The organism is Streptomyces sp. SID10853 (assembly GCF_010548145.1).
GTDB lineage: Bacteria > Actinomycetota > Actinomycetes > Streptomycetales > Streptomycetaceae > Streptomyces.
Map to the genome: position 1 here is coordinate 1 of NZ_JAAGLN010000236.1, position 10,728 is coordinate 10,728.

Here is a 10,728-nt window from a genome sequence, read left to right on the forward strand (position 1 = left end):
CCGCCGCCGGCCGGCGGGCGCGGGCGGTCGGAGGCCCGTTCAGCTCGGCGGTGCGGTGGCCGCCGCCGACGCCTGCGCCTGGCCGCGCGCCACGATCTGGCGGAAGGTGAACTCCGCCACGTCGTCACCGGCCGTGAAGACGGTCGCGTCGGACTGGGTGACGTTCTTGCCGCTGGTGAAGCCGCCGACCGTGAAGTACGCGTACCGGCCGTAGGCGTTGGCGGTCCTGCGGCAGACCGAGCCGTTGCGGCAGAAGGTGGGAACGCCCGCGCCGTTGAGCGAGGCGATGCCTCCGGCCGACTGCTTCATCGCCTTCTGGGCCTGCGCCTCGGTGTCGAAGACGGCCACCCCGATGGTCACCGCGACACCGCCCTTGCTGAACGTCGCCCGGATGACCTGCCCGCAGCCGTTGTCGGCCAGTACGGACCCGAGCGCGCCCTGGGTGACGGAGGCGCAGGCCGTGGTGCGGTGGGTGGCGGCCTTCGCGTACGTGTGGTCGCCGACCGCGATCTTCGCGCCGGGGAAGAGGGTGGCGGCGCTGAGCGGCGCCTTGTCCTTCTTCGAGCTGGAGATGAAGTCCTTGGGGTTGGGCGGCGGAGCCGGGGCCTTCGGCGTGAAGGACGGCAGGGCGTCGCCGCTCCTGGTCGGCAGGGCCTCGGGGGAGGGGAGGTCCTTGCCCGAGGTGTCGGATCCGCTGCCCGCCGCCACCACCACGGCGGCGACGAGGGCCCCCACCACGGCGGTGGCCAGCACCCCGCCGCCGATGTACAGCAGCTTCTTGCGCCGGCCGCGCGCGGCGCTCTCGTCGGCCAGCGCCGCCCAGTCCGGTGTCCCGCCGGACCCCTGGCCGTCCGGCTGCCACCGTCCGCCCGCGTTGTTGTTCCGCTGTGGATCCCCCGGCCCCCAGGAGGGCCCCCCTTGCCCGAAGCTCATGGCGCGCATACTAATCCGGTTCAGCCACCCCGCAGCCCACAGGGGCAGCGGAATCCGTTTGCCTTCCGGGGGCGTCCGTGGGTGACAATCCGATGCATGGGACATCTTGAAGCGGGTCATCTCGAGTACTACTTGCCGGACGGGCGGGTGCTGCTCGGTGATGCCTCGTTCCGGGTGGGTGACGGCGCCGTCGTGGCGCTGGTCGGTGCCAACGGCGCCGGCAAGACCACCCTGCTGCGGCTGATCGCCGGGGAGATCCAGCCGCACGGCGGGACGGTGTCGGTGAGCGGCGGGCTCGGCGTGATGCGGCAGTTCGTCGGCTCGGTCCGCGACGACCGTACGGTCCGCGACCTGCTCGTCTCGGTCGCCCAGTCCCGGATCCGCGAAGCGGCCCGCGCGGTGGACGCCGCCGAGCACCTGATCATGACCGTGGACGACGAGTCCGCGCAGATGTCGTACGCGCAGGCCCTGAGCGACTGGGCCGAGGTGCAGGGGTACGAGGCCGAGACCGTCTGGGACATGTGCACCACGGCGGCGCTCGGCGTCCCGTACGACAAGGCGCAGTTCCGTCAGGTGCGGACACTCTCCGGGGGCGAGCAGAAACGGCTGGTCCTGGAGGCGCTGCTGCGCGGCCCCGACGAGGTGCTGCTCCTCGACGAGCCGGACAACTATCTCGATGTGCCGGGCAAGCGCTGGCTGGAGGAGCGGCTCAAGGAGACCCGTAAGACGGTGCTCTTCGTCTCCCACGACCGGGAGCTGCTGTCGCGGGCCGCCGAGAAGATCGTGAGTGTGGAGCCCGGCCCGGCGGGCTCGGACGTGTGGGTGCACGGCGGCGGCTTCGACACCTACCACGCGGCCCGCAAGGAGCGCTTCGCGCGGTTCGAGGAGCTCAAGCGGCGCTGGGACGAGGAGCACGCCCGGCTGAAGGCCCTGGTGCTGCGGCTGCGCAACCAGGCGGCGAGCAGCCCCGACATGGCCTCCCGCTACCACGCCATGCAGACCCGCTTCCAGCGCTTCGAGGAGGCGGGGGCGCCGCCCGAGCCGCCGCGCGAGCAGGAGATCAGCATGCGGCTGCGCGGCGGCCGCACCGGCGTACGGGCCGTGACCTGCGAGAACCTTGAGCTGACCGGGCTGATGAAGCCCTTCTCGCTGGAGATCTTCTACGGCGAGCGGGTGGCGGTGCTCGGCTCCAACGGGTCCGGCAAGTCCCACTTCCTGCGGCTGCTGGCCGGCGGCGACGTCGCCCACACCGGCGAGTGGAGGACCGGCGCCCGCGTCGTACCTGGCCACTTCGCCCAGACCCACGCGCACCCGGAACTGCTGGGCCGCACACTCGTCGACATCCTGTGGACGGAGCACGCCAAGGCCCGGGGCGCGGCCATGGGCGTGCTGCGCCGTTACGAGATGGAACGCCAGGGCGACCAGCTCTTCGACCGGCTCTCGGGCGGCCAGCAGGCGCGCTTCCAGATCCTGCTCCTGGAGCTGGCCGGCACGACCGCGCTGCTCCTGGACGAGCCGACGGACAACCTGGACCTGGAGTCGGCCGAGGCGCTCCAGGAGGGTCTTGAGGCGTACGAGGGGACGGTGGTCGCGGTCACCCACGACCGCTGGTTCGCGAAGTCATTCGACCGGTATCTGGTCTTCGGCTCGGACGGTGTCGTACGGGAGACGCCCGAGCCGGTGTGGGACGAGCGGCGCGTGGTGCGCGCCAGATGACCGGGCCGGTACGTCCGACGAGCCCGCGCGAGCTCCACGCGGACGCTGCCCGTCGGGCCTGAGGGCGAGCCGGGCCCGGTCGCCGACGACTGAGGGGCCCGGCCAGGGTGCTGAGGCGTTTTGACCCGGGCGGCGCGGCGCGGGTACTCTCGGGACTTGTTATACGTATTGGCTTCGTCGTTCTCACGCGAAGGGCCCTTACGTAGGTTCCCTGGAGCAGTTACCAGTGGCTCGCATACGGGCAGCGTCCCCGGCACTGTGAGCCCCAGCTGCACGATCGCTTCAGCGGTGCCATGTGTCTGGACCCCATCCACTGAAGAAGCGAAGGCTACGAAGTGCGTACGTACAGCCCTAAGCCCGGCGATGTCACTCGCCAGTGGCACATCATCGACGCCCAGGACATCGTCCTCGGCCGTCTGGCGACGACCGCCGCCACCCTCCTCCGGGGCAAGCACAAGGCGATCTACGCCCCGCACATGGACATGGGCGACTTCGTCATCATCATCAACGCCGACAAGGTTCACCTGTCCGGCAACAAGAAGACCCAGAAGATGGCGTACCGCCACTCCGGCTTCCCGGGTGGTCTGCGTTCCGTCCGTTACGACGAGCTGCTCGAGAAGAGCCCCGAGAAGGCCGTCGAGAAGGCCATCAAGGGCATGATCCCCAAGAACACCCTGGGCCGTCAGGTGCTCTCGAAGCTGAAGATCTACGCGGGGGACCAGCACCCGCACGCTGCCCAGCAGCCTGTCCCGTTCGAGATCACCCAGGTCGCGCAGTAGTTCCGGCCACCCCCTAAGACGTACAGAAAGATCTGAGGAGAATCGTGGCCGAGACCACTGCAGAGACGCCCACCGACGACGTGGCGGGCACCGAGGGCGAAGAGACCTTCGCCGAGGTGACCACCTTCGAGTCCGAGGTTCCCGTCGAGGGCGAGTACACCAGCGAGTCGCTCGCGGGCCGCTTCGGCGACCCGCAGCCGGCCGCCGGACTTGGCCGTCGCAAGAACGCCATCGCCCGCGTCCGGATCGTCCCGGGCACCGGCAAGTGGAAGATCAACGGTCGCACCCTTGAGGACTACTTCCCCAACAAGGTGCACCAGCAGGAAGTCAACGAGCCCTTCAAGGTGCTCGAGCTCGACAACCGCTACGACGTCATCGCCCGTATCTCGGGTGGCGGCGTGTCCGGTCAGGCCGGCGCCCTGCGCCTCGGTGTGGCCCGCTCGCTGAACGAGGCGGACGTGGACAACAACCGCGCCACGCTGAAGAAGGCCGGCTTCCTCTCCCGCGACGACCGTGCGGTCGAGCGCAAGAAGGCCGGTCTCAAGAAGGCCCGTAAGGCCCCGCAGTACAGCAAGCGCTAAATACGGCTTGCAGGGCCGCATGCACGACCCTGTTCGTACGTTCGCCCCGGCGGCACCTTCTGTGCTGCCGGGGCGTTCGTTTATCAGGTCCTCCGGCGTATAACGGCACAAGACGTTCACAGCGCTCAGAGACCTGGGTATTCGGAATTTCGCGGAGCTTTTCGGAGGACAGCAGTGGGACGACTCTTCGGCACGGACGGTGTGCGCGGTGTCGCCAACGTGGACCTGACGGCGGAGCTCGCGCTCGGTCTCTCGGTCGCGGCGGCGCACGTACTCGCGGAAGCGGGCACCTTCGAGGGCCATCGGCCGAAAGCGGTGGTCGGACGCGATCCTCGTGCGTCCGGAGAGTTCCTGGAGGCCGCCGTCGTGGCGGGCCTCGCCAGCGCGGGCGTGGACGTCCTGCGCGTCGGTGTGCTGCCCACCCCCGCGGTGGCGTATCTCACCGGTGCGCTGGGCGCCGACTTCGGCGTGATGCTCTCCGCCAGCCACAACGCCATGCCGGACAACGGCATCAAGTTCTTCGCCCGCGGCGGCCACAAACTCGCCGACGAGCTGGAGGACCGCGTCGAGACGGTCTACGACCAGCACCGCACCGGCGAGCCGTGGGAGCGCCCGACAGGCGCGGGCGTCGGCCGGGTCCGCACGTACGACCAGGGCTTCGACCAGTACGTCGCCCATCTCATCGGCGTCCTGCCCAACCGGCTCGACGGCCTCAAGGTCGTCCTCGACGAGGCACACGGCGCGGCGTCCCGTGTCTCGCCCGAGGCGTTCGCCCGGGCCGGCGCCGAGGTCGTCACCCTGGGCGCCGAGCCCGACGGGCTGAACATCAACGACGGCTGCGGCTCGACCCATCTGGCGCTGCTCAAGGCCGCCGTGGTCGAACACGGCGCCGACTTCGGCATCGCGCACGACGGCGACGCCGACCGCTGCCTCGCCGTGGACGCGGCAGGCGACGAGGTCGACGGCGACCAGATCCTCGCCGTCCTGGCCCTCGCCATGCGCGAGGCGGGCACCCTGCGCGGGAACACCGTGGTGGGCACCGTGATGTCCAACCTGGGCTTCAAGATGGCCATGGAACGCGAGGGCATCGAGCTGGTCCAGACGGCCGTCGGTGACCGCTACGTCCTGGAGTCGATGAAGGAACACGGCTACGCGCTGGGCGGCGAGCAGTCCGGCCACGTCATCGTCCTCGACCACGCGACGACCGGCGACGGCACGCTCACCGGACTGATGCTGGCCGCCCGGGTCGCGGCCACCGGCCGCACCCTCGCCGACCTGGCGGGTGTGATGGTGCGGCTGCCGCAGGTCCTGGTCAATGTGCCGGACGTGGACAGGTCACGTGTCGCCACATCGGCCGAGCTGCGGGCCGCGGTCACCGAGGCCGAACGCGAACTGGGCTCGACCGGCCGGGTGCTGCTGCGCCCCTCGGGCACGGAGCCGCTGGTGCGGGTCATGGTCGAGGCCGCGGACATCGACCAGGCGAAGACGGTGGCGGCACGGCTGGCCGACGTGGTCAAGTCGGCGCTGGGGTAGAGCCAGGCCGGCCTTTCGAGCCCGCCGCGGACCGTTCGACGTAGCCAGGTGCCCGCCCGCGACGCCGTGGGCGGGCACCTGTGTACGTACGCCTGTGTACGTACGCCTGTGTACGCAGAGGTCTGTCTCGTGCGGCGGACCGGTGCCGGGCCAGGTGCGCCCTCAGGTGCGCCGCGCGCGGCCGCGGCGTACCGACAGCAGTCCTTTCTGGACCAGCAGCGTCAGGGTGCCCGCGACCACGATCCCGCCGAGGTTCGCCAGCAGCTGGCTGGCCGAACCCCAGGTCTGGCCGTAGTCGCCGTACTTGAACGCGACCGCGGCATTGGCGGCCGCCGGCACCGTCGTCACGGAGATGGCCACACCGATCAGCGCCCCCGACTTCGCCGACGTGAGCGACAGCGTCCCCGCGATCCCGGCGAGGAACGCCACCACGAAGGACATCCGGTCCGGCTGCCAGATGAACGAGGTGCTGGGGCGGTCCGCCTCGACCATCCGCAGGGTGAAGAGCCCGAAAGCGTTCATCATCCAGGCGAACCCGGCCGTCAGCACCATCGCGATGGCGAACCCGCCGATCAGCGCTGTCAACGACCGTCCCACCAGCCGTGGAGCCCGCTGCACCAGGGCCGTCGAGATCCCCGCCAGCGGCCCGAAGTCGGGCCCGACGGCCATCGCCCCCACGATCAGGATCGCGTTGTCGAGCATCACACCGCAGGCGGCCAGCATCGTCGCGACGGTCATGAACGCCACATAGGTGACGCTGAACGTGGACTCCTCGTCGGTCGCCTGCGTCAGCTCCTCCCACAGCACCGCGTCCGAGCCCTCACCGGGCGCCTCGGCCTCCGCCCTGTCGGCGTGCGCGGAGAGGGTCAGGTCCATGTTCTCGGCCGTGATCGAGCCGGACCTGTCGATGCCGAGCCCGCGCAGCGCGCCGATCAGGTCGTCGCCCGCCTCGCGCGCCACATCGCACATCACCAGGTCGCCCTCGGGATTGCGGGCGGCCCCCGGCAGCACCACGAGATGGGTGGTGCCCACGGTGCGGCCCAGCAGCCGCAGCACCTCGTCCGTACGGTCGGCGGGCACGATCAGGCGCAGATGCAGCACGCGGGTACTCCAGGAGATCAGAGCTTGCGCAGCGAGAGACGCTGGACCTTGTGGTCGGGTCCCTTGCGCACGACGAGGGTGGCACGGCTGCGCGTCGGTGCCACATTCTCCACCAGGTTCGGCTTGTTGATGGTCCGCCACATGGTGCGCGCGTACTCCAGTGCCTCCTCCTCGGACACCTGGGTGTACTTCCTGAAGTACGAGGACGGGTCCTGGAAAGCGGTCGCGCGCAGCTTTCTGAACCGGTTGAGATACCAGCTCTCGATGTCCTCGGCGCGCGCGTCCACGTACACGGAGAAGTCGAAGTAGTCGGCGAGCCCGATGCGGGTGCGGCCGTCGCTGCCGGGGAGCGCGGGCTGCAGCACGTTCAGCCCCTCCACGATGAGAATGTCGGGGCGGCGTACGGTCAGCCGCTCGTCCGGCACGATGTCGTAGATCAGGTGCGAGTAGACGGGGGCGGTGACCTCGTCCCGGCCGGACTTCACGTCCGCGACGAACCGGGTGAGGGCGCGGCGGTCGTACGACTCGGGGAAACCCTTGCGGGCCATGAGCCCGCGCCGCTTCAACTCCTCCATCGGATACAGGAATCCGTCGGTGGTGACCAGCTCGACGCGCGGGTGCTCGGGCCAGCGGGCGAGCAGCGCCTGCAGCAGGCGGGCGACGGTGGACTTGCCCACGGCGACGCTCCCGGCGACCCCTATGACGAAGGGGGTGCCGTGCTGGGTGCCGTGGCCGTTGCCCGCGTCACCCAGGAAGGTGTTGAGAGACCCGCGCAGCCCGTCCGACGCCTGGACGTACAGGTTGAGCAGCCGGGACAGCGGCAGGTAGATGTCCCGCACCTCGTCGAGGTCTATGACGTCCCCGAGCCCGCGGAGCCGCTCGACCTCGTCGGCGGTGAGCGGCAGCGGGGTCTTCTCGCGCAGGGCGCTCCACTCGGTACGGGTGAGGTCGACGTAGGGAGTCGCCTCCGGCCTGGGCCGGTGGGCGCTCCGCGGCGGCGGGGAGACCGGAGAGATCACCCGTTCATTGTGGCCGCTGTGCTGCGGCTGTGTTGCGGCGGTGGCGGGTGGGGTGCGTCACTCGGGGCTGTATGACTCGGGGCTGAACCGGGTCCGGGGCGTCCCGGGGTGGGCTGTTCGGGGTGGGCTGTTCGGGCTGCGCCACCCGGGCCGTCCGGTCCCGGACGGGCGACCGTTGCGGGCCCGGTGAAGTCCGGTCCGCGGGCGGGTCCGCCGTAGGCTGCCGGGATGTGCGGAATCGTGGGGTACGTCGGCGGGCAGTCGGCGCTGGATGTTGTCATCGCGGGTCTCAAGCGGCTGGAGTACCGGGGCTACGACTCGGCGGGCGTGGCAGTGCTCGCCGACGGCGGGCTGGCGGCGGCGAAGAAGGCCGGGAAGCTCGCCAATCTGGAGAAGGAGCTGGTCGAGAGGCCCTTGCCGGCCGGGGTCACGGGTATCGGGCATACCCGCTGGGCCACGCACGGGGCGCCCAACGACGAGAACGCGCACCCGCACCTGGACAACGCGGGCCGGGTCGCCGTCGTCCACAACGGGATCATCGAGAACTTCGCCGCGCTCCGCGCCGAACTGGCCCGACGCGGCCACGACTTGGCGTCCGAGACCGACACGGAGGTCACGGCGCATCTGCTGGCCGAGGCGTACTCCTCGTGCGGGGACCTGGCGGAGGCGATGCGGCAGGTGTGCCGCCGGCTCGACGGGGCGTTCACCCTGGTCGCGGTGCACGCCGACGAACCGGATGTGGTGGTCGGCGCGCGGCGGAACTCGCCGCTGGTGGTGGGCGTTGGAGAGGGTGAGTCCTTCCTGGCGTCGGACGTGGCCGCGTTCATCGCCCATACGCGGTCCGCGATCGAGCTGGGGCAGGACCAGGTGGTGGAGCTCCGCCGGGACGGCGTGCTCGTCACCGACTTCGAGGGGGCACCGGCCGACGTCCGTTCGTACCACGTCGACTGGGACGCCTCAGCGGCGGAAAAGGGGGGTTATGACTACTTCATGCTCAAGGAGATCGCCGAGCAGCCGAAGGCTGTCGCGGACACCCTGCTGGGGCGTATCGATACCGGCGGGCTGCTGACGCTCGACGAGGTCCGGATTCCGGCCGCGGTGCTGCGCGAGATCAACAAGGTCGTCATCGTCGCCTGTGGGACCGCGTTCCACGCGGGGATGATCGCCAAGTACGCCATCGAGCACTGGACCCGGATCCCCTGCGAGACCGAACTCGCCAGCGAGTTCCGCTACCGGGACCCGATCCTCGACCAGCAGACGCTGGTGATCGCCATCTCGCAGTCCGGCGAGACCATGGACACCCTGATGGCGCTGCGCCATGCCCGTGAGCAGGGCGCCAAGGCGCTGGCCATCTGCAACACCAACGGGTCGACCATCCCGCGGGAGTCGGACGCGGTGCTCTACACGCACGCCGGACCCGAGGTGGCCGTCGCGTCGACCAAGGCTTTCCTGACGCAGCTCGTGGCCTGCTATCTCGTCGCCCTGTATCTGGGCCAGGTGCGCGGGACGAAGTGGGCGGACGAGATCCGGGCCGTCATCCGCGAGCTGTCGGCGATCTCCCGTCAGGTCGAGCGGGTGCTGGAAACGATGGGGCCGGTAAGGGAGTTGGCGCGGTCGCTCTCCGGCAAGGACACCGTGCTGTTCCTGGGTCGGCACGTCGGGTATCCGGTGGCCCTGGAAGGTGCGCTGAAGCTGAAGGAACTCGCCTATATGCACGCGGAGGGGTTCGCCGCGGGCGAGCTCAAACACGGTCCTATCGCGCTGATCGAGGAGGATCTGCCGGTGGTCGTCGTCGTACCGTCGCCGCGCGGGCGGTCGGTGCTGCACGGGAAGATGGTCTCGAACATCCAGGAGATCCGGGCGCGCGGTGCGCGGACCATCGTCATCGCGGAGGAGGGGGACGAGGCCGTCGTGCCGTACGCCGACCATCTGATCCGGATCCCGGCCACGCCCACTCTGCTGCAGCCCCTGGTCGCGGCCGTCCCGCTCCAGGTCTTCGCCTGCGAACTGGCGACCGCCCGGGGCAACGAGGTCGACCAGCCGCGCAACCTGGCGAAGTCGGTGACGGTCGAGTGACCGGGGGAGCGACGGGGGCGTGAAGTACGTGAAGCACGTGAAGCACGTGGGGCACGTGGGGCACGTGAAGTGCGTGGGGCAGGGGGATCACGTGAAGTGCGTGGGGCAGGGGAAGCGCGTGAGGCATGTGAGGTATGTGAGGCATGTGAAGCAGGGGGTGGCCGGGTGATTGTCGGAGTCGGGATCGATGTCGCGGAGATCGAACGCTTCGCCGCGGCGCTGGAGCGGACCCCGGAAATGGCCCAACGGCTCTTCCTCCCGGAGGAGTTGCTGCTCCCCGGCGGTGAGCGCCGGGGCATCGCGTCACTGGCCGCCCGCTTCGCGGCCAAGGAAGCGCTGGCCAAGGCGCTCGGCGCACCCGGGGGGCTGCGCTGGACGGACGCGGAGGTGTTCGTGGAGGACGGCGGCCGCCCCCGGCTGCGGGTGACCGGCACGGTAGCGGCGCGGGCCGCCGAACTGGGTGTGCAGTCGTGGCATGTCTCCCTCAGCCATGACGCGGGAGTGGCCTCGGCCGTCGTGATCGCTGAGGGGTGACGAGGGCGGCCACCCGCGCCCGTTGGCGGGTGGCCTCAGCACGGCAAACCCCGGGGTGGACTCCTCGGCGTGGGCGGCCTCAGGGGGGGGCAGCGCTTCGGCGCGGGCAACCTCGGCGCCGGCAACCTCTGCGCCGGCAACCTCTGCGCGGGCGGCCGGGTGAGGTCGGCGTGGCGCGGGTCGCGGGCGGTTGAGTGCGGCGGGACGACAGTGGAGGGTTGAGACATGCGTACTGCTTACAGCGTGGAAACCGTACGGACCGCCGAGCGCGAACTGATGGCGAGGCTGCCGGAGGGCGCCCTCATGCAGCGGGCCGCGGCCGGGCTCGCCGCGGCCTGCGCGGACCTGCTGGGGAAGGTGTACGGCGCACGGGTCGTGCTGCTCGTCGGCAGCGGGGACAACGGGGGAGACGCCCTGTACGCGGGCGCACGGCTGGCCCGGCGCGGCGCCGGTGTG

General features: G+C 70.5%; 10 protein-coding genes. 7 read left to right on the plus strand and 3 right to left on the minus strand.

The features are described 5' to 3' along the window. Window positions 1-39: 39 nt before the first annotated feature. Window positions 40-933 carry a hypothetical protein gene (locus tag G3I19_RS30015; protein WP_164266867.1) on the minus strand — a complete coding sequence of 298 codons (894 nt, stop codon included), beginning with the start codon at window positions 931-933 and terminating at the stop codon, window positions 40-42. A gap of 96 nt (window positions 934-1,029) precedes the next feature. Between G3I19_RS30015 and G3I19_RS30020 the strand changes: the two genes are divergently transcribed. The 4 genes from G3I19_RS30020 (at window position 1,030) to glmM (ending at window position 5,542) form a co-directional block, all read left to right on the plus strand. Continuing rightward, complete coding sequence (locus G3I19_RS30020) at window positions 1,030-2,649, plus strand: ATP-binding cassette domain-containing protein (RefSeq protein WP_164266868.1); 1,620 nt, start codon at window positions 1,030-1,032, stop codon at window positions 2,647-2,649. 335 nt (window positions 2,650-2,984) lie between these two features. After that, window positions 2,985-3,428, plus strand: coding sequence for a 50S ribosomal protein L13 (gene rplM, locus G3I19_RS30025; protein ID WP_164266869.1), 444 nt, complete (start codon window positions 2,985-2,987; stop codon window positions 3,426-3,428). A gap of 80 nt (window positions 3,429-3,508) precedes the next feature. Further along, window positions 3,509-4,009, plus strand: a complete 501-nt coding sequence (gene rpsI / locus G3I19_RS30030) for a 30S ribosomal protein S9 (protein ID WP_164266875.1) — start codon at window positions 3,509-3,511, stop codon at window positions 4,007-4,009. Between the two features lie 174 nt (window positions 4,010-4,183). After that, entirely contained in the window at window positions 4,184-5,542 is a 1,359-nt protein-coding gene (gene glmM / locus G3I19_RS30035) for a phosphoglucosamine mutase (protein ID WP_164266870.1), read from the plus strand. Window positions 5,543-5,704: 162 nt separating this feature from the next. Here the strand turns inward: glmM and G3I19_RS30040 are convergent, their stop codons facing one another. Next, complete coding sequence (locus G3I19_RS30040) at window positions 5,705-6,643, minus strand: DUF389 domain-containing protein (protein WP_164266871.1); 939 nt, start codon at window positions 6,641-6,643, stop codon at window positions 5,705-5,707. A gap of 17 nt (window positions 6,644-6,660) precedes the next feature. Continuing rightward, window positions 6,661-7,662: a type I pantothenate kinase gene (coaA, locus tag G3I19_RS30045; RefSeq protein WP_164266872.1), complete on the minus strand. Its 1,002-nt coding sequence runs from the start codon at window positions 7,660-7,662 to the stop codon at window positions 6,661-6,663. A gap of 228 nt (window positions 7,663-7,890) precedes the next feature. Between coaA and glmS the strand changes: the two genes are divergently transcribed. From glmS to G3I19_RS30060, 3 genes are all read left to right on the plus strand, one after another. Beyond that, complete coding sequence (glmS, locus tag G3I19_RS30050) at window positions 7,891-9,738, plus strand: glutamine--fructose-6-phosphate transaminase (isomerizing) (RefSeq protein WP_164266873.1); 1,848 nt, start codon at window positions 7,891-7,893, stop codon at window positions 9,736-9,738. Window positions 9,739-9,903: 165 nt separating this feature from the next. Beyond that, window positions 9,904-10,272: a holo-ACP synthase gene (locus G3I19_RS30055; RefSeq protein WP_164266874.1), complete on the plus strand. Its 369-nt coding sequence runs from the start codon at window positions 9,904-9,906 to the stop codon at window positions 10,270-10,272. A gap of 225 nt (window positions 10,273-10,497) precedes the next feature. Continuing rightward, on the plus strand, window positions 10,498-10,728 hold a 231-nt coding region (locus G3I19_RS30060; RefSeq protein WP_275402789.1), incomplete at its 3' end, for an NAD(P)H-hydrate epimerase.

Bases quoted from the DNA above. Each gene is read 5' to 3' on its own strand.
- G3I19_RS30020 (WP_164266868.1), top strand. From the start codon at position 1,030: ATGGGACATCTTGAAGCGGGTCATCTCGAGTACTACTTGCCGGACGGG.
- G3I19_RS30015 (WP_164266867.1), bottom strand. From the start codon at position 933: ATGAGCTTCGGGCAAGGGGGGCCCTCCTGGGGGCCGGGGGATCCACAG.
- glmS (WP_164266873.1), top strand. From the start codon at position 7,891: ATGTGCGGAATCGTGGGGTACGTCGGCGGGCAGTCGGCGCTGGATGTT.